The following is an 18,645-nucleotide window of genomic DNA, read 5'->3' on the forward strand; positions in this document are numbered from 1 at the left end:
CGCGGTAGCCGGCGCCCGGGTGATTCGGTGCCAGGCGTGCGCCATCGCCAAACAGCTTCTCGCGCAAGGTGCCCTGGGCGTATTCGGTCTTGTACACACCGCGCTTTTGCAACTCCGGCACCAGCAAATCCACGGCGTCGATAAAGGTCTCGTGGGTCAACGCGTAGGCGAGGTTGAAGCCGTCCACATCGGTCTCTTCGACCCATTCCTGCAACAGGTCGGCGACGGTCTGCGGGCCACCGACGAACAGCGGGCCAAAGCCACCGATGCCAACCCAGTCGGCGAGTTCGTTCGGCGTCCAGACCTTGTTCGGGTCGGCGGTCGAGAAGGCTTCCACCGCCGATTGAATCGCGTTGGTGTGCACGTGTTTGAGCGGTTCATCCGGTTTGAATTGGCTGAAGTCGATGCCGGTCCAGCCGGAGATCAGCGCCATCGCGCCTTCGTAGCTGACGTAGGCTTTGTATTCGTCGAACTTGGCCTTGGCTTTCGCGTCGGTCTCGCCAACGATCACCGTCTGCAAATTGAAGATGAGGATCTTTTTCGGATCGCGCCCGGCCTCGGCGGCGCGACGGCGTATATCCGCAACGGTCTTCTTCAGCAGCACCTTGGACGGCGCCGCCACGAACACGCACTCGGCCTGCTCGGCGGCGAATTGCTTGCCACGGCTGGACGCGCCGGCCTGGTAGAGCACCGGTGTGCGCTGCGGCGAGGGTTCGCACAGGTGAATGCCAGGCACCTGGAAGTGTTTGCCGACGTGGCGAATCTCATGGATTTTGCTCGGGTCGCTGAAAATCCGGCGTTCGCGGTCACGCAGGACGGCGCCCTCCTCCCAACTGCCTTCCCAGAGTTTGTAGCAAACCTGCAGGTATTCCTCGGCATAGTCGTAGCGCGCGTCGTGTTCGGTCTGGGCTTTTTGGCCGAGGTTCTTGGCGCCGCTTTCCAGGTACGACGTGACTATGTTCCAGCCGACGCGGCCCTTGGTCAGGTGGTCGAGGGTCGAAAGCCTGCGCGCAAACGGGTACGGATGCTCAAATGACAGCGATGCGGTCAGGCCAAAACCCAGGTGCTGGGTGACCATCGCCATCGGCGCAATCAGCGACAGTGGGTCGTTGACCGGCACTTGCGTGGCTTGGCGAATCGCTGCGTCACCGTTGCCGTTGTACACGTCGTAAATGCCCAGCACGTCGGCAATAAACAGGCCGTCGAACTTGCCGCGCTCAAGAATTTTCGCCAGGTCGGTCCAGTATTCGAGGTCTTTGTATTGCCACGAACGATCACGCGGGTGCGCCCACAGCCCAGGGGATTGGTGGCCGACGCAATTCATGTCGAAGGCGTTCAAGCGAATTTCACGGGACATTAAACAGTGCTCCCTGGTGCGACGCCGTTGAGGTGGTAGTTACCGACAAGCTGGTATTTCAAGCGCAATGGGTCATCCAGGCTTGGCGGCAGTGCGCTGCGTTGGCCGGTGAGTTCGAACTCGGCGTTGCTGGCGAAAATCAGCGCTTCAGCGGCGGCAATTTGCGCTTCGGTCAGCGCGACAGGGCTGGGGTGGCGCTCGGCGCGTTCAAGCAACGCAGCCGCCACGTCGATGCGGATTTGCCAGTCGCCGAAGCGGCTGATCACGTAAGGGTCATCGCTGGTCTGCACCCAGCGTCGAGTGCTTTCGAGCAGTTGGCGCGCGTGGTTCAGTGCGGTCATGGTCAAGGGTCCTCAGTTCCAGGCGTGGCGCGCAGGCTTCACGCCGTTGAGCACGAAGTTGCCGATCAGGTGGTATTTCCAGCGGGCCGGGTCATGCAGGGTGTGGGTGCGCGCGTTGCGCCAGAAGCGGTCGAGGTTGTGTTTGCCGGTCACCGAGCGGGTGCCGGCCAGTTCGAAGAGTTTGCTGGCGGCGAGCAATGCGGTTTCAGCCGACAGCACTTTGGCTTGGGCGACCACCAGTGAGGCGTTGGCCACGCTGTCTTCACTGGGTTCGGCAAGCGCTTGGTCGACCGCCAAACCGGCTTTGGCGAGGATCGCTTCGGTGCCGTGCACGCGCCATTCGAGGTCGCCGATGGCGGCGATGGTGAACGGGTCTTGCCAGCCATGATCGAGCTGGCTGTCGATCCATGGCCGCGCCTGACGCGCGTAGATTTTTGCCTGCTCCAGCGCGCCCACGGCAATGCCAGTGTCGACCGCGGCCTGAATAATCTGCGAGATCGGGCCATTGGCGGTGGGTTGATCGAAGGCCAGATGCGCGGGGATCACCGCACTGCGCGGCACCGTGACACCGTCGAGGGTCACGCCGCCGCTGGCCGTGGTGCGCTGGCCGAAGCCGTCCCAACTGTCGATGACGCTGAGGCCTTCGGCATCGCGCTCGACGAAGGCGATAAAGGCCTGTTGGTCCTGGTTATTGCCGACGGTGGGCACGATGTGCGCGAACAGTGCGCCGGTGCAGTAAAACTTTTCACCGTTGATTTGCGCAGTGTCGCCGTGGAAGCGGATCTGGGTGTCAAAGGTGCCGGCGTTTTTGCTGTTGGCTTCCGAGAACGCATTGCCGAAGCGGTAGCCGGCCAAGACCTTGCCGAAGTAGTAACGCTTTTGTTCTTCCGTCGCGGTTTGCAGCAGGATGTCGACCACGCCGAGGTGGTTCTGCGGGATTTGCCCCAGGCTGGGATCGGCGGCCGAGATCAACTTGATCACCTCGGCCACGGTCACATAGGACACACCTGCGCCGCCGTAAACCTTGGGAATGGTGATGCCCCACAAGCCGCTGGCGGAAAACGCGTCCAGTTCGGCAACCGGCAGGCGCCGCTCGCGGTCGCGCACGCTGGCGTCGACGGCAAAGCGCTCGGCCAACCGAGCAGCCACCTCGATGGCTTCGGCGTCCGAACGGATGATATGGGCAGGGTGTTGAGGGTGGGCTGACATGGGCCGACTCCAGGCTCCGATGAGATACCTGAGTGATTGCAGGAGTCGTGCCTGAATTTAATCGTCAATAAAATCAGCAGGTTGCTGCTAAAACATCGAAAACGGAGCGCCTGCAGGCAGGCAAAGTGTGCATCCACTGTTGCCGGGTAAACAGTTAGATCACGACGTTACGCACAAAGCGCACCGCCACCTCGCCATCATTGCGATAGGCGTGGGGCTGGCGACTGGCGAACATGAAGAACTCACCGGCCGCGAGAGGGTGTTCTTCGGTGTCGAGGATCAGCGTCAGGCGGCCCTCGAATACAAACACCTGCACGCTCCAACCTTCCGGGTCAGGCTCGGAGCTGTAGCGGTCCCCCGGTTCCAGGCGCATCTCCCACAATTCGACTTCGCGCCGGGCGACTGCCTTGGCCAACAACACGGCCTTGCTGCCGGAAATATCACCGGCCCAGGCCAGCTCGTTGATGCGGCTGTGATCGCCCGCGTCCGGGGCCTGGATCAAGTCGCTGAAGGCCACGCCGAGTGCCTCGGCCACGCGGTCCAGGGTCGACAGGCTGACGTTTTTCTCGCCCGCCTCGATGGCCACCAACATGCGCCGGCTGACCCCGGACTTTTCCGATAACGCGGTCTGGCTCATGTCGGCAGCATGGCGCAAGCGCCTAACGTTCTGGCTGACGTGCTGTAGCACAGACGCCCGGTGTGGATTTTCTTTGTGCACTATATTGCTCATAGGGTAGGTGTGCGCAGTATACTGCCCAGCTTGCGGCGCATTGTGCGGTCCGCGCCCTTCCCTTGCAAGACCGAGCCACCATGACCTCTGCGAACTCCTCCGCGCGTTTCAAGCGTTTCAGCAAAGCCGAATGCATCCTGGTGGTGATCACCATGATTTGGGGCGGCACCTTTTTGCTGGTGCAGCACGCCCTGACCGTCAGCGGGCCAATGTTTTTCGTAGGCCTGCGTTTTGCGGCGGCGGCGATTGTGGTCGGTTGCTTTTCGTTGCGCACGCTGCACCACCTGAGCCTGTTTGAACTGAAAGCTGGCGCCTTCATTGGCGCCTCGATCATGTTCGGCTACGGCATGCAGACCATTGGCCTGCAAACGATACCGAGCAGCCAATCGGCCTTTATCACCGCACTCTACGTGCCGTGCGTACCGCTTTTGCAGTGGCTGGTTTTGGGCCGTCGCCCAGCGCTGATGCCCAGTATCGGCATTATGCTGGCGTTTACCGGGTTGATGCTGCTCACCGGCCCTGCCGGCGCCTCGCTGAACTTCAGCGCCGGCGAAATCGCCACGCTGATCTGTGCGATTGCGGTGGCCGCCGAAATTATTCTGATCAGCGCGTTTGCCGGGCAGGTCGATGTACGCCGGGTGACCGTGGTGCAACTGGCCACCGCGTCGCTGTTGTCGTTTCTGATGGTGGTGCCGATGGACGAAGCGCTGCCGGATTTTTCGTGGTTGCTGCTGTTCAGCGCAGTCGGGCTGGGCTTGACCAGCGCGATCATCCAAGTCGCAATGAACTGGGCACAGCGCAGCGTTTCGCCCACCCGCGCAACCTTGATTTACGCCGGTGAACCGATATGGGCCGGCGTGATTGGGCGGATTGCCGGGGAGCGTTTCGCGCCGCTGGCGATAGTCGGGGCGGCATTGATTGTGGTGGCGGTAATCGTGAGTGAGCTGAAGACACGCGGCCAGAAGGCCATCGAATTACGCGATGAAAGGGAACAGGAGCAACAGGGCTAGGGTCCGATCTTTGCGTTGACTGTCACATTGCCATCGCGAGCAAGCCTGTCTTCCACCGGAGTGGGTCGTGTGTGTTGGAATGCGCTCACCGGAAACACTGCCAATCGGGGGATTTCAGACTACCTTGTAGGATCCTGCCACATCTTGCCGTTTGGTGATCGAGAAAGCGGCACGTATGATGCATCCCAAACTCCCGCAGATTAGAAGCCTATGTCCCTGATAGTTCTACTGCTTCTGCCTTTTATCGGCAGCTGTCTGGCGGCCTTGCTGCCGCACAATGCACGCAACACCGAATCCCTGCTGGCCGGCCTTGTGGCCCTGGTCGGTACCATTCAAGTCGCCCTGCTCTACCCGCAAATCGCCCACGGTGGCGTGATCCGCGAAGAATTCATGTGGTTGCCCAGCCTTGGGCTGAACTTCGTGTTGCGCATGGACGGGTTCGCCTGGCTGTTCTCGATGCTGGTGCTGGGCATCGGCACGCTGGTGGCGCTGTATGCGCGGTACTACATGTCGCCCGACGACCCGGTGCCGCGTTTCTTTGCGTTTTTCCTGGCCTTCATGGGCGCAATGCTCGGCCTGGTGATCTCCGGCAACCTGATTCAGATCGTGTTCTTCTGGGAACTGACCAGCCTGTTCTCGTTCCTGTTGATCGGCTATTGGCACCACCGCGCCGATGCGCGCCGGGGTGCGTACATGGCGCTGATGGTCACCGGCGCGGGCGGTTTGTGCCTGCTGGCCGGGGTGATGTTGCTGGGGCATATCGTCGGCAGCTACGACCTCGACCAGGTGCTGGCGGCAGGCGAGCAGATTCGCGCGCACTCACTGTACCCGGTGATGCTGGCGCTGGTGCTGATCGGCGCGTTGAGCAAAAGCGCGCAATTCCCCTTCCACTTCTGGCTGCCCCACGCGATGGCGGCACCGACCCCGGTTTCAGCCTATTTGCATTCGGCCACGATGGTGAAGGCCGGCGTGTTCCTGCTCGCCCGCCTGTGGCCGTCGCTGTCCGGCAGCGAAGAATGGTTCTGGATCGTCGGCGGTGCCGGCGCCATTACCCTGCTCCTCGGCGCGTACTGCGCGATGTTCCAGAATGATCTCAAGGGCCTGCTGGCCTATTCCACCATCAGCCACCTCGGGCTGATCACCTTGTTGCTGGGCCTCAACAGCCCGCTGGCCGCAGTCGCTGCGGTGTTCCATATTCTCAACCACGCCACCTTCAAGGCCTCGCTGTTCATGGCCGCGGGGATCATCGACCACGAAAGCGGCACGCGGGACATTCGCAAGCTCAGTGGTCTGGTCAAGCTGATCCCGTTTACCGCGACGCTGGCGATGGTCGCCAGTGCGTCGATGGCTGGCGTGCCGTTGCTCAATGGCTTCCTGTCCAAAGAAATGTTCTTCGCCGAAACCGTGTTTATCTCCGCCACCGCCTGGCTCGAAATCGCCCTGCCGGTGATCGCCACGGTGGCCGGTACGTTTAGCGTCGCCTACGCGTTGCGCTTCACAGTGGATGTGTTCTTCGGCCCGCCCGCGACCAACTTGCCGCATACCCCGCACGAGCCGCCGCGCTGGATGCGTGCGCCGGTGGAGTTGCTGGTATTCACCTGCCTGCTGGTGGGGATTTTTCCGGCGCAAGTAGTCGGTTCGATCCTCGCCGCTGCGGCATTGCCGGTGGTCGGCGGCGTGCTGCCCGAATACAGCCTGGCGATCTGGCACGGCTGGAACGCGCCGATGATCATGAGCCTGGTGGCCATGTCCGGTGGCGTGGTGCTCTACCTGATGTTGCGCAAGCAGCTCAAGCGGGGCCGCTTTAAATACCCGCCCATCATCAGCTACTTCAACGGCAAGCGCATGTTCGAGCGCAGCCTGGTGGTAATGATGCGTGGCGTGCGCAAGATCGAGAAGCGCATCAGCACCAAGCGCCTGCAAACCCAGTTGTTCCTGCTGGTGCTGGCGGCGGTGATCGCCGGCTTGATCCCGATGCTCAACAGCGGCATCAGTTGGGGCGATCGGCCGAAAATACCCGGCTCGATTGTGTTCGTGACCCTGTGGCTGCTGGCAATTGCCTGCGCTCTCGGCGCCGCCTGGCAAGCCAAATATCACCGGCTGGCAGCCCTGACCATGGTCAGCGTGTGCGGGCTGATGACCTGCATCACCTTTGTATGGTTCTCGGCGCCGGACCTCGCGCTCACGCAACTGGTGGTCGAAGTGGTCACCACCGTGCTGATCCTGCTGGGCCTGCGCTGGCTGCCACGGCGCATCGAAGAAGTCTCGCCACTGCCCAGCTCGCTGCGCAAGGCGCGCACCCGGCGCTGCGTGACTTGCTGCTGTCGACCGTGGTGGGTGGCGGCATGGCGCTGCTGTCTTACGCGATGCTGACCCGCCAGACGCCCAACCACATCTCCTCGTTCTACCTCAGCCGCGCCCTGCCCGAAGGCGGCGGCAGCAATGTGGTGAACGTGATGCTGGTGGACTTCCGTGGCTTCGACACTCTCGGCGAAATCACCGTGCTGGGCGCCGTGGCGCTGACGGTGTATGCCCTGCTGCGGCGCTTCCGCCCCTCCAGGGAAAGCATGCAACTGCCGGCACAACAGCGCCAACTGGCGCCGGACGTGTCCACCGACCTGATCAACCCGCGCCAGGCCAGCGACACGGCACTGGGCTTTATGATGGTGCCGGCGGTGCTGGTGCGCCTGCTGCTGCCGATTGCGCTGGTGGTGTCGTTCTACCTGTTCATGCGCGGCCACAACCAACCGGGCGGCGGCTTTGTGGCCGGGCTGGTGATGTCGGTGGCGTTCATTTTGCAATACATGGTGGCCGGCACGCAGTGGGTGGAAGCCCAGATGAGCCTGCGGCCAATGCGCTGGATGGGCTTCGGCCTGTTCTCGGCAACCCTCACCGGGCTCGGCGCGTTGTTTGCCGGTTACCCGTTCCTGACCACGCACACCTGGCATTTCAGCCTGCCAGTGCTCGGCGACATTCATATCGCCAGCGCGCTGTTTTTCGACGTCGGCGTTTACGCCATGGTCGTCGGCTCGACGCTGTTGATGCTCACTGCCCTCGGTCACCAATCCGTGCGGGCCCACAAACCGAGCAATCAGGCCAAAGCCGTTGCCGCATCGCAAGGAGCCGCCTGATGGAAGAAGTCATCGCAATCGCCATTGGGGTGCTGGCGGCGTCCGGCGTCTGGCTGATCCTGCGGCCACGAACGTTCCAGGTAGTAATGGGCCTGTGCCTGCTGTCGTACGGGGTCAACCTGTTCATTTTCAGCATGGGCAGCCTGTTTATCGGCAAGGAACCGATCATCAAGGACGGCGTGCCGCAAGACTTGCTCAACTACACCGATCCACTGCCGCAGGCGTTGGTGCTGACGGCCATCGTGATCAGCTTCGCCATGACCGCGTTGTTTCTGGTGGTGCTGCTCGCATCCCGCGGCTTGACCGGCACTGACCATGTAGACGGCCGGGAGCCCAAGGAATGAATTGGGTCAACCAACTGATCGTTGCACCGATCCTGCTGCCACTGCTCACGGCCGCATTAATGCTGATGCTGGGCGAAAAACGCCGACCGCTGAAAGCCCAGATCAACCTGTGTTCCAGCATCCTCGGTTTGGGCTTCTCTATCCTGTTGCTGTATTGGACGCAAAAAGGTGGCCCCGGCTCAATCGGCGTGTACCTGCCGGGCAACTGGCAGGTGCCCTTCGGCATCGTGCTGGTGGTGGACCAACTGTCGGCGCTGATGCTGGTGCTCACCGGAGTTATCGGCGTCAGTGCGCTGCTGTTCGCCATGGCCCGCTGGGACCGCGCAGGCACCAGCTTCCACGCGCTGTTCCAGATCCAGATGATGGGCTTGTACGGCGCCTTCCTCACGGCGGACCTGTTCAACCTGTTCGTGTTTTTTGAAGTGCTGCTGGCGGCGTCCTACGGGCTGATGCTGCATGGCTCGGGCCGCGCACGCGTGTCGTCGGGGCTGCATTACATCGCGATCAACCTGCTGGCGTCGTCGCTGTTCCTGATCGGCGCGGCGATGATCTACGGCGTCACCGGCACGCTTAACTTTGCCGACCTGGCGCTGAAAATCCCGCTGGTGCCGGAGGCTGATCGCGGCCTGCTGCATGCCGGTGCGGCGATTCTGGCGACGGCGTTCCTGGCCAAAGCCGGTATGTGGCCGTTGAACTTCTGGTTGGCGCCCGCCTACTCCTCGGCCAGCGCGCCGGTGGCGGCGATGTTTGCGATCATGACCAAAGTCGGCGTGTACACCGTGCTGCGCCTGTGGACCCTGCTGTTCTCCGGCCAAGCCGGTGCGTCGGCCTTGTTTGGCGGCGACTGGCTAGTGTACGGCGGCATGGCGACGATTATTTGCGCGGCACTGGCGATGGTCGCGGCGCAACGACTGGAGCGCATGGCCAGCTTGAGCATTCTGGTGTCGGCCGGGATTCTGCTGTCGGCAGTCGGTTTTGCCCAGCCAAGCCTGACCGCCGGGGCGCTGTTCTATCTGGTCAGCTCAACGCTTGCCCTGAGCGCGCTGTTCCTGTTGGCAGAACTGATCGAGCGCTCGCGCTCGGCCAATGACCTGCCGCTGGATGAAGAAATCGATGCGCTGCCCAAAGCCATGGAATCGTTGCACCCACGCCCTGGCGTCAACCTGGACGATGAGCAAAAAGCCGTGGTCGGCCAAGTGATCCCCTGGACCATGGCCTTCCTCGGTTTGAGTTTTGTCGCCTGTGCGCTGCTGATTATCGGCATGCCGCCGTTGTCCGGGTTTATCGGCAAGCTCAGCCTGTTGAGCGCGCTGGTCAACCCGACGGGCCTGGGTAACGCGCTGGAAGAACCGATTCGCCCAGCCGCCTGGGGCCTGGTGGCGCTGCTGATTCTGTCTGGCCTGGCCTCGCTGATCGCCTTCGCGCGCTTGGGTATACAGCGCTTCTGGACGCCAGAGGAGCGCCCCTCGCCGCTGCTGCGCCGCTACGAGTGCGTGCCGATCTTCTTCCTGCTGGGCCTGAGCATCGTCCTGACCTTCAAGGCCGAACCGTTGATGCGCTACACCCAAGCCACCGCCGAAAGCCTGAACAACCCGGAAGGCTATGTGATGGCCGTGATGGCGACGCGCGCAATTCCGAGCCCTGAAGCCCAGGCTGCCGCAATGGAGGTGCAGCCATGAAACGTCTGTTCCCTGCGCCGTGGTTGTCGCTGGCATTGTGGCTGCTGTGGTTGGTACTCAACCTCTCGGTGAGCCCCGGCAACCTGCTGCTGGGCGCGTTGATGGGCTTTCTGGCGCCGCTGCTGATGGCGCCGTTGCGCCCGTTGCCGATTCGCATCCGTCGCCCTGGTGTGATCATCCGCCTGTTCTTGCGGGTGGGCCGCGACGTGATTATCTCCAACCTGCAAGTGGCTTGGGGCGTGCTGACGTGCGGTTCACGCCCGCCGCACTCGCGGTTTATCAAAGTTCCCCTGGACCTGCGCGACGCCAACGGCCTGGCGGTGCTGTCGATGATCACCAGCGTAACGCCTGGCACGGTTTGGTCAGAGCTGGCGCTGGACCGCAGCGTGCTGTTGCTGCATGTGTTCGACCTGGATGACGAAGCGCTCTTTATCCAGCACTTCAAACACGCCTATGAACGGCCCTTGATGGAGATCTTCGAATGAGCGCACTGCTCTCCAATGCGATCTTGCTCAGCCTGTTTCTGTTTTCGCTGGCCATGGTGCTGACCCTGGTGCGCCTGTTCAAAGGCCCATCGGCGCAAGACCGGGTACTCGCGCTGGACTACCTGTACATGCTGGCGATGCTAATGATGCTGGTGCTCGGCATCCGCTACGCCAGTGACACCTACTTTGAAGCGGCGTTGCTGATTGCGCTGTTTGGCTTCGTCGGGTCGTTTGCCCTGGCGAAATTCCTGCTGCGTGGGGAGGTCATTGAATGATGCCGTTATGGGTTGAAGTGATCGTGGCGGTGCTGCTGGTGCTGAGCAGCCTGTTCGCACTGATCGGCGCGATTGGATTGCTGCGCATGAAAGACTTCTTTCAGCGCATGCACCCACCGGCATTGGCCTCGACGCTGGGCGCATGGTGTGTGGCGCTGGCCTCGATTGTGTACTTTTCGGTGCTCAAATCCGCACCGGTGCTGCACGGCTGGTTGATCCCGATTTTGTTGTCGATCACTGTGCCGGTGACCACCCTGCTGTTGGCCCGCACCGCGCTGTTCCGCAAGCGCATGGCCGGTGACGAGGTGCCCGCCGAAGTCAGCAGCCGCCGCTGATTCAAGGTGGCAGGGGGCCGCACGCCGCCCCCGTCCAAAACATCAAATCAAGGCCAATGCGTTAGCGTAGATATTGGTCGGAGGATACCCGCCTTGAGTCCCCCACACCTCTTCCCGCCCATTGATCACTGCAAGGGAATGCCCGACCATCTGACCGTCGATTAGCATGCCGTGAGTCACCACACCCAACTGCCCACGCGCCAGGTGTGCAACGCTGGTGACTTGAATGTGAGCACTCAGGCCCAGGCGCTGCAAACCATCCCAACGATTCGCGTCGCCATCATTGATGCTGCTTAATGCATGGCCGAAACTCTGACTGGCGTAACCGTCGTTGTTTTCCATCTGCGCGCGTTTGGCACTCGCGGCATACAGAAAATGAGCATCAGCCAGTATCGCCTGATTATTCCCCTTGTAATCAGATCTGCGGGCAGCCACCTCCAACTCGCCCTTGGACAGGTGGAGCGTGAAGCCATCACGCATCTCTACGTTATAGCCATCGCCCGCCAACTTCACCTGTTTGAAAATATCAGTGGGCTTCTGGCCAAACCTCATCATTGCAACCTTCGTGGCTGCAACCGTGATGCAGTTTCCGTCCTTCCCTTGACTGAAACCACTCCAGATATTGCCGGGTACGTTGCCCACGCTGGGCTTCCTTCCCGGTGTGCGTGTATCGGTGTAGTAGTCAAATTCAACAGCGCGCTGAGCGTCTGCCCTGTTACTCATGAACGCTGGATTGCGCAGTGCAGGCCTGTCGAAAGCAGGGGCACGGCCGCTATCACGCGGCGCTGCGGAGGCAGGCAAAGCACCTGCGTCCGGGAACATTTGCTGCACGGACTGACGAATTGCCGCCTCGGACGCCAGGTAGACGTCCAGTGTATTAATCAGCTCATCGATATCGTGCTTGAAAGTAGCGCTGCCTGCCTGTTCTCGAAGCACCTTCAAGCTGTCAGACAAACGTTGAGCCGTTTGCGACTTTGCGCTGGGCGTCGCATCAAACAATTCATTGCCCAGCCGTTTCATCGCTGCCATGTCAGGCGCAATGGACACCGACTGCGATTGCCCTACCGTTGGCGCATACCTGGCGCCCACATCTCCCGTCCCTGCTACCCCTGAATTCCACATCTGCAACGCTCCCGGCCAGTTGAAGAGCCCGCAGGGCCCTCACTTGCTCAGTGGTGTGCTGGCCGTTGAGGGTTCCATACGTGTGTCAGCGTGCAGACCTGTGCATCGTGGGTGTGTTCGCGACAAGTCGAGCACAGGCCGGCTCGTTCCTACCTTATGTCCAGCGCTAATCATCAGGCGCATGGCCCAGTCCTCTCGCAGAAATTTCCGACAGCGTTTTAAGGTTGTCCCTCGGAAGATGGCAGCCTGGCCTTCAGTAGTCGCTGCAAATTCAGCGACCGGGTTTCGCAGCCCGGTTAAACGCTAGACGCACAGCGTCCACCACAAGATAACGGGCGCTTTTTTATGCCTGATGTAATGGCGGCTGTGCGCGGAATACCTTCGGGTATGCCGGGTGCCTGACGAAATTGGAAAAGCGCGACAAAAACCGACACTATGCTATCTCTTGTCAATACGGAGAACGAAAGTGTACGGGATCGACTTAGCATTGATGAAGCCCGGAGATATAGTGTTCACCAGCGAGGAAAGCCTCACGAGCAAAACAATAAGAAATTTCACTGGGGGCAATTATTCGCATGTCATGCTGTGCATAGGCTATGGCGCTTGTATCCATGCAGACAAAAAAGGAGGCGTGCACTCTTTTAATGTACAGCGATTGCTGGCTGAGCGCCCAGATCAGATTGCCCTGAAGCGATATTCTCCCTGTCTTTCAGCGGAAACCTTGAGCATCATTGACCGGTATGCGCGGTTAAAAATTGGCACTACTTACTCTATTTGGGACGCAGTGAAGGCCGCCCCCCTTTTCAAAAAAGAATGGTTTAAATCTATAAAAATCGATCTTGAAAGGCCTTCCAGCCTCCAATTTTGTTCGAGGTTAGTAGCGCAAGCCTACTGCGAAGCTGGCATTGACTTAGCGGCTAGCCCGTTCTCTTGCACCCCCGCCAATATTTTCGACTGCACAGCGCTAACGCTGGTTGAAAAGGCAGTTATCCGCCAACCCCAAGAACTGATAACGCTTGTGAACGACGAATCGAAGAACACAATAAAAATACATACAGACACGATCAGCAAATTACTTGAACAGGTTAGAAAACGATACGGAAGTACCATTCAAACCCTGCACGACCTTGAAGCTCTATCTATTATGGTTGAAGGCGCAGATGATATTGTTTCCCGCTTAACAGCCAAATCAGGCTATTTAGACTTGTGGAAAATTGACATTGAAGAAAATCCTTGGCGGTACGAAAAATGCGAATTTGAAAGTTGGGCAGTGAATGAACATGAAAGAGCAAAGATAGCTCAACAGGAGCTGGGCATGGCACAGCACCAGCTAAACCGTCATCTGGAATCACTTTATATTACGCGCGAAAACTATAAAAATTACCCTAATAAAACGTTCGGACAACTCATCGCGCTATACGAGACATTGGTGTATTTGGCAGAGAAAAAGGTCAACTTGTTTTCGCATTACCAACAGCCCCCACAAAAAAAACCCTAACAAGCGGGCCTGCAATCTAAGACGCGCCAGGTACTCTACATTTAAATTAAAAAAGCCCCGAACCAGTCGGGGCTTTTTTCATTCAGCGTTTACCCATCAGGCTTGATCAGCCAAGCGCCACGTGGTCCCGCCTTTGCCGTCTTCCAACACCACCCCCATCGCGGTCAGTTGGTCACGGATACGGTCGGATTCCGCCCAGTCCTTGTTGGCACGCGCGGCCAGACGCGCTTGAATCAGCGCATCCACCTGGGCCGCATCTACACGCCCTTCGGCGCCGGCCTGCAGGAAGTCATCGGCTTGCATCTGCAGCACGCCGAGTACGCTGGCCAGCTCTTTCAGGCGCGCAGCAAGCCCGGCCGCTGCATCGATGTCAGTCTCACGCAGGCGGTTGATCTCACGCACCATTTCGAACAGTACGGCACACGCTTCCGGTGTGCCGAAGTCGTCGTTCATCACTTCGGTAAACCGCGCGACAAACCCCTCGCCACCGGCAGGTGCCACGGCGGGCAAGCCTTTCAACGCATGGTAGAACCGCTCCAGGGCGCCTTTGGCGTCCTTGAGGTTGTCTTCCGAGTAGTTGATCGCGCTGCGGTAGTGGCTCGACACCAACAGGTAACGCACCACTTCCGGGTGGTACTTTTCGAGCACGTCGCGAATGGTGAAGAAGTTGTTCAAGGACTTGGACATCTTCTCGCCATTGATGCGGATCATGCCGCAGTGCATCCAGGCATTGGCGTAGGTCTTGCCGGTGGCGGCTTCGCTTTGCGCGATTTCGTTTTCGTGGTGCGGGAACTCAAGGTCGCTGCCGCCGCCATGAATGTCGAAGGTCTCGCCCAGGCAGCAGGTGGACATCACCGAGCATTCGATGTGCCAGCCCGGACGCCCGGCGCCCCACGGCGATTCCCAGCTCGGCTCGCCGGGCTTGGTGGCTTTCCACAGCACGAAGTCGAGCGGGTCTTGCTTGGCTTCGTCAACTTCGATGCGCGCACCGATGCGCAGGTCTTCGATTTTCTTGCGCGACAGCTTGCCGTAACCCATGAACTTGGCGACGCGGTAGTACACGTCACCATTGCCCGGCGCGTAGGCGTAACCCTTGTCGATCAGGGTTTGAATCATCGCGTGCATGCCGGGAATGTGGTCCGTGGCGCGCGGTTCCATGTCCGGCTTGAGGATATTAAGGCGCGCCTCGTCCTCATGCATCGCGGCGATCATGCGCTCGGTCAGCACGTCGAACGACTCGCCGTTTTCGTTGGCGCGGTTGATGATCTTGTCGTCGATGTCGGTGATGTTGCGCACGTACGTCAAGTCATAGCCGCTGAAACGCAACCAGCGGGTCACCAGATCGAAGGCAACCATGCTGCGGCCGTGGCCGATGTGGCAATAGTCGTACACGGTCATGCCGCACACGTACATGCGCACCTTGTTGCCATCCAGCGGCTTGAAGACTTCTTTGGTCTTGCTGAGTGTGTTGTAGATCGTTAGCACAACGGCTTCCTTAGAGAATCACTGGCCCCACGAATCACGCAAGGTCACGGTACGGTTGAATACCGGAGCACCAGGTTTGGAGTCCTTGATATCTGCGCAGAAGTAACCTTCGCGCTCGAACTGAAAACGGTCTTCCGGCTGTGCGTCGGCCAACGATGGCTCGGCGCGACAACCCGTGAGTACTTGCAGGGAGTCAGGGTTGATGTTGTCGAGGAAACTGGCGCTGTCTTCGGCCTTCTCCGGGTTCGGCGAACGGAACAGGCGATCGTACAAGCGCACTTCGCATTCGATGCTGGCAGCGGCCGGCACCCAGTGGACCACGCCCTTGACCTTGCGGCCTTCCGGGTTCTTGCCCAGGGTGTCCGGGTCGTACGAGCAGCGCAGCTCGACGATGTTGCCGTCGGCGTCCTTGATGGCTTCGTCGGCACGGATCACGTAGCTGCCGCGCAGGCGCACTTCGCCGTTCGGCTCCAGGCGCTTGTAGCCCTTTGGCGGCTCTTCCATGAAGTCATCGCGGTCGATGTAGATTTCACGGGCGAACGGCAGCTTGCGCACGCCGAGTTCTTCTTTCTGCGGATGACGCGGCAGTTCGAGGTTCTCGACCTGGTCTTCCGGATAATTGGTGATCACCACCTTCAACGGGCGCAGCACGCACATGGCGCGCGGAGCGTTCGCGTCGAGGTCCTGGCGGATGCTGAATTCGAGCATGCCGAAGTCAACCACGCCGTCGGAACGGTTGGTGCCGACCATGTCGCAGAAGTTGCGGATCGACGCCGGCGTGTAGCCACGACGGCGGAAGCCCGACAGCGTCGACATGCGCGGGTCGTCCCAGCCATGCACGTGCTTTTCATCCACCAGTTGCTTGAGCTTGCGCTTGCTGGTGATGGTGTAGTTCAGGTTCAGGCGGCTGAATTCGTACTGGCGCGGGTGCGCCGGTACCGGCAGGCTGTCGAGGAACCATTCATACAGCGGGCGATGGCTTTCGAACTCCAGGGTGCAGATCGAGTGGGTGATGCCTTCAATGGCGTCCGACTGACCGTGGGTGAAATCGTAGTTCGGGTAAATGCACCACTTGTCACCGGTCTGGTGGTGGTGAGCATGGCGGATGCGGTACATGATCGGGTCGCGCAGGTTCATGTTCGGCGAGGCCATGTCGATCTTGGCACGCAGCACACGGGCGCCATCGGCGAACTCACCGGCGCGCATGCGGGCGAACCAGTCGAGGTTCTCTTCAACCGAACGGTCGCGGAACGGGCTGTTTTTACCTGGCTCGGTCAGCGTGCCACGGTATTCCTTGGCTTGCTCCGGGCTCAGGTCGTCGACGTAGGCCTTGCCGGCTTTGATCAGCTCGACGGCCCAGTCGAACAACTGGTCAAAATATTTGGACGCATAGCGCACTTCACCGGACCATTCAAAACCCAGCCACTTGATGTCGCTTTCGATGGCGTCGATGTATTCCTGGTCTTCCTTGGCCGGGTTGGTGTCGTCGAAACGCAGGTGCGTAACGCCACCGAATTCCTGGGCCAGGCCGAAGTTCACACAGATCGACTTGGCGTGACCGATGTGCAGGTAGCCGTTAGGCTCTGGCGGGAAACGGGTGACGATCTGCGTGTGCTTGCCCGAATCCAGGTCCGCCTGGATGATCGGGCGCAGGAAATTGACCGGGACGGCAGGTCCGGCCTTGGCATTCGAGGTAGGGTCGACAGTGGGCTTGCTCATAGGATCCTTGAACAGACGAAGTACTTGGCCAGACCAGAGGTGGGGGCCGATAAAACAAAGGGCTTATCATAGCCGAAGCGGTCAAGCCGCTGACAGAGCGTGGCCAAAAACTGCTGCATTTAATGCATGGGCGGTAAAAAACCACCTCGAAATTCCTGTCGGGCACGCTAAACTGCGCGACTTGGCCTACGTTTAGCCAAACAGGTGCGGCGCCCTCGCGTCCAAACCCACGAATTCCCTGAAAAGAGTAGTGAACATGACTCAAGTCAAACTGACCACCAACCACGGTGACATCGTCATCGAGCTGAACGCCGAGAAAGCGCCGATCACCGTCGCCAACTTCATCGAATACGTGAATGCCGGCCACTACGAAAACACTGTTTTCCACCGCGTCATTCCTAACTTCATGGTCCAGGGCGGCGGTTTTGAGCCAGGCATGAAAGAAAAGAAAGACAAGCGCCCAAGCATTCAGAACGAAGCGGACAACGGCCTTTCCAACGAGAAATACACCGTCGCCATGGCCCGTACCATGGAGCCGCATTCGGCCTCCGCACAGTTCTTCATCAACGTGGCCGACAACGCTTTCCTCAACCACAGCGGCAAGAACGTGCAGGGTTGGGGTTATGCCGTGTTCGGTAAAGTGACCGAAGGCACAGACGTTGTCGACAAAATCAAAGGCGTGTCCACCACGTCCAAGTCCGGCCACCAGGATGTCCCGGCAGAAGACGTAATCATCGAGAAAGCCGAGATCGTTGGGTGATATTGCTGATTTCAGATTTGCATCTGGAAGAGGAGCGCCCGGACATCACCCGGGCGTTTCTGGATCTACTCCACGGCCGCGCCCGAGGCGCCCAGGCGTTGTACATTCTGGGGGACTTCTTTGAAGCCTGGATCGGCGACGATGGGATGACGCCTTTCCAGCGTTCCATCTGCCAGGCGTTGCGCGAGCTGAGCGACAGCGGCACCCCGATTTTTATTATGCATGGCAACCGGGACTTCCTGATCGGCAAGGCGTTCTGCAAAGCTGCAGGTGCCACCTTGCTCAAGGACCCGAGTGTCGTGCAGTTGTACGGTGAGCCTGTGCTGTTGATGCACGGCGACAGCCTCTGCACCCGCGATGTGGGTTATATGAAACTGCGGCGCATCCTGCGTAACCCGCTGCTGCTGTTTATCCTGCGTCACTTGCCGCTGCGTACCCGGCACAGACTGGCGCGCAAGCTGCGCAGTGAAAGCCGCGCGCAGGTGCGCATGAAAGCCAACGACATTGTTGATGTAACGCCCGAGGAAGTACCGCGGGTGATGCAGCAATTTGGCGTGCGCACGCTGGTCCACGGCCATACGCACCGCCCGGCCATTCATAAGTTGCAGATTGGCGAGCAGGCGGCCAAGCGCATTGTGCTGGGTGATTGGGACAAGCAGGGCTGGGCGCTGCAAGTGGATGAGCAAGGGTTTCAGCTGGCGGCGTTTGAGTTTGTGAACCCGCAGTTGACGCTGCCTGGCGCTGTGTAGTGCCGACCCGATCTGCCAAGCCCGCGCTTATCAAACTACAAATAACCTATTGTTTTTGCTATTAAAATTTATTTAGGTTTAATGAGGTCAAACTGTGGGAGGGGGCTTGCTCCCGATAGCGGTGGGTCAGTCAACTCATGTATCAACTGTGAAACTGCTATCGGGAGCAAGCCCCCTCCCACAGAAAGCAAAAAAAGCAGATCTGCCGTGTATGCAAAACTCGCCTTTGATCTGCTTCAACCACTCAGGTCGGCTTTCAGGCCGCCGTGCTCTTGCTTTTGATCTGAGAAGCGCCCCGTTAAACCACGATGGCCGCCCCCCACTCACATTGTTTATTGCATTTCTTTAGTTAGAACGGGTTACGACTGACCCTCGCGGTCACGCAAGCCCAGCAGATACAACACCCCATCCAGCCC

General features: G+C 59.8%; 16 protein-coding genes and 1 pseudogene. 10 read left to right on the forward strand and 7 right to left on the reverse strand.

The window, feature by feature from the left end:
* The 4 genes from F0169_RS25520 to F0169_RS25535 form a co-directional block, all read right to left on the reverse strand.
* On the reverse strand, positions 1-1,357 hold a 1,357-nt coding region (locus F0169_RS25520), incomplete at its 3' end, for an LLM class flavin-dependent oxidoreductase (RefSeq protein ID WP_152747968.1).
* Complete coding sequence (locus tag F0169_RS25525) at positions 1,357-1,698, reverse strand: acyl-CoA dehydrogenase (RefSeq protein ID WP_152747969.1); 342 nt, start codon at positions 1,696-1,698, stop codon at positions 1,357-1,359. The genes F0169_RS25525 and F0169_RS25520, both read right to left, overlap by 1 nt.
* A 12-nt stretch (positions 1,699-1,710) precedes the next feature.
* Positions 1,711-2,907 carry an SfnB family sulfur acquisition oxidoreductase gene (locus F0169_RS25530; RefSeq protein ID WP_152747970.1) on the reverse strand — a complete coding sequence of 399 codons (1,197 nt, stop codon included), beginning with the start codon at positions 2,905-2,907 and terminating at the stop codon, positions 1,711-1,713.
* A gap of 154 nt (positions 2,908-3,061) precedes the next feature.
* On the reverse strand, positions 3,062-3,625 hold the full coding sequence (locus F0169_RS25535) for a helix-turn-helix domain-containing protein (protein ID WP_058415547.1): 564 nt from the start codon (positions 3,623-3,625) through the stop codon (positions 3,062-3,064).
* Between the two features lie 92 nt (positions 3,626-3,717).
* Between F0169_RS25535 and F0169_RS25540 the strand changes: the two genes are divergently transcribed.
* The 7 genes and pseudogenes from F0169_RS25540 to F0169_RS25570 all read left to right on the forward strand — a co-directional run bounded on the left by F0169_RS25540 (position 3,718) and on the right by F0169_RS25570 (position 10,896).
* Positions 3,718-4,647 carry a DMT family transporter gene (locus F0169_RS25540; RefSeq protein WP_152747972.1) on the forward strand — a complete coding sequence of 310 codons (930 nt, stop codon included), beginning with the start codon at positions 3,718-3,720 and terminating at the stop codon, positions 4,645-4,647.
* A 210-nt stretch (positions 4,648-4,857) separates the two neighbouring features.
* Positions 4,858-7,778, forward strand: a pseudogene (locus tag F0169_RS25545) (monovalent cation/H+ antiporter subunit A).
* Complete coding sequence (locus F0169_RS25550; RefSeq protein ID WP_003192163.1) at positions 7,778-8,122, forward strand: Na+/H+ antiporter subunit C; 345 nt, start codon at positions 7,778-7,780, stop codon at positions 8,120-8,122. Before F0169_RS25545 ends, F0169_RS25550 begins: the two are co-directional and overlap by 1 nt.
* Positions 8,119-9,801, forward strand: coding sequence for a monovalent cation/H+ antiporter subunit D (locus F0169_RS25555; RefSeq protein ID WP_152747973.1), 1,683 nt, complete (start codon positions 8,119-8,121; stop codon positions 9,799-9,801). Before F0169_RS25550 ends, F0169_RS25555 begins: the two co-directional genes overlap by 4 nt.
* Positions 9,798-10,286: a Na+/H+ antiporter subunit E gene (locus F0169_RS25560; protein ID WP_058415551.1), complete on the forward strand. Its 489-nt coding sequence runs from the start codon at positions 9,798-9,800 to the stop codon at positions 10,284-10,286. Before F0169_RS25555 ends, F0169_RS25560 begins: the two co-directional genes overlap by 4 nt.
* Positions 10,283-10,561 (forward strand): K+/H+ antiporter subunit F, encoded by a 279-nt coding sequence (locus F0169_RS25565; RefSeq protein ID WP_058415552.1) that lies wholly within the window; start codon positions 10,283-10,285, stop codon positions 10,559-10,561. The genes F0169_RS25560 and F0169_RS25565 overlap by 4 nt, the downstream gene beginning before the upstream one ends.
* A complete protein-coding gene (locus tag F0169_RS25570; RefSeq protein ID WP_058415553.1) occupies positions 10,558-10,896 on the forward strand; it encodes a Na+/H+ antiporter subunit G in 339 nt (112 codons plus the stop codon). The genes F0169_RS25565 and F0169_RS25570 overlap by 4 nt, the downstream gene beginning before the upstream one ends.
* 42 nt (positions 10,897-10,938) lie before the next feature.
* Here the strand turns inward: F0169_RS25570 and F0169_RS25575 are convergent, their stop codons facing one another.
* The gene (locus F0169_RS25575; RefSeq protein ID WP_152747974.1) at positions 10,939-11,925 is read right to left on the reverse strand and encodes a hypothetical protein; all 987 of its coding nucleotides are present in this window, start codon (positions 11,923-11,925) and stop codon (positions 10,939-10,941) included.
* Positions 11,926-12,484: 559 nt separating this feature from the next.
* On the opposite strand from F0169_RS25575, the gene F0169_RS25580 reads away from it, so the two are divergent.
* Positions 12,485-13,516: a YiiX/YebB-like N1pC/P60 family cysteine hydrolase gene (locus F0169_RS25580; protein ID WP_172979555.1), complete on the forward strand. Its 1,032-nt coding sequence runs from the start codon at positions 12,485-12,487 to the stop codon at positions 13,514-13,516.
* Positions 13,517-13,612: 96 nt separating this feature from the next.
* Here F0169_RS25580 and cysS read toward each other — a convergent pair whose 3' ends face one another.
* Both cysS and F0169_RS25590 read right to left on the reverse strand, forming a co-directional pair.
* Positions 13,613-15,001, reverse strand: a complete 1,389-nt coding sequence (gene cysS / locus F0169_RS25585) for a cysteine--tRNA ligase (RefSeq protein ID WP_058415556.1) — start codon at positions 14,999-15,001, stop codon at positions 13,613-13,615.
* Between the two features lie 18 nt (positions 15,002-15,019).
* Complete coding sequence (locus F0169_RS25590; protein ID WP_058415557.1) at positions 15,020-16,720, reverse strand: glutamine--tRNA ligase/YqeY domain fusion protein; 1,701 nt, start codon at positions 16,718-16,720, stop codon at positions 15,020-15,022.
* A 256-nt stretch (positions 16,721-16,976) separates the two neighbouring features.
* Here F0169_RS25590 and F0169_RS25595 point away from each other — a divergent pair, with 256 nt between their 5' ends.
* Complete coding sequence (locus F0169_RS25595) at positions 16,977-17,480, forward strand: peptidylprolyl isomerase (protein ID WP_058415558.1); 504 nt, start codon at positions 16,977-16,979, stop codon at positions 17,478-17,480.
* Positions 17,477-18,229 carry a UDP-2,3-diacylglucosamine diphosphatase gene (gene lpxH, locus F0169_RS25600; RefSeq protein ID WP_172979556.1) on the forward strand — a complete coding sequence of 251 codons (753 nt, stop codon included), beginning with the start codon at positions 17,477-17,479 and terminating at the stop codon, positions 18,227-18,229. Before F0169_RS25595 ends, lpxH begins: the two co-directional genes overlap by 4 nt.
* Positions 18,230-18,645: the final 416 nt, after the last annotated feature.

It is taken from the genome of Pseudomonas kitaguniensis (genome assembly GCF_009296165.1).
GTDB lineage: Bacteria > Pseudomonadota > Gammaproteobacteria > Pseudomonadales > Pseudomonadaceae > Aquipseudomonas > Aquipseudomonas kitaguniensis.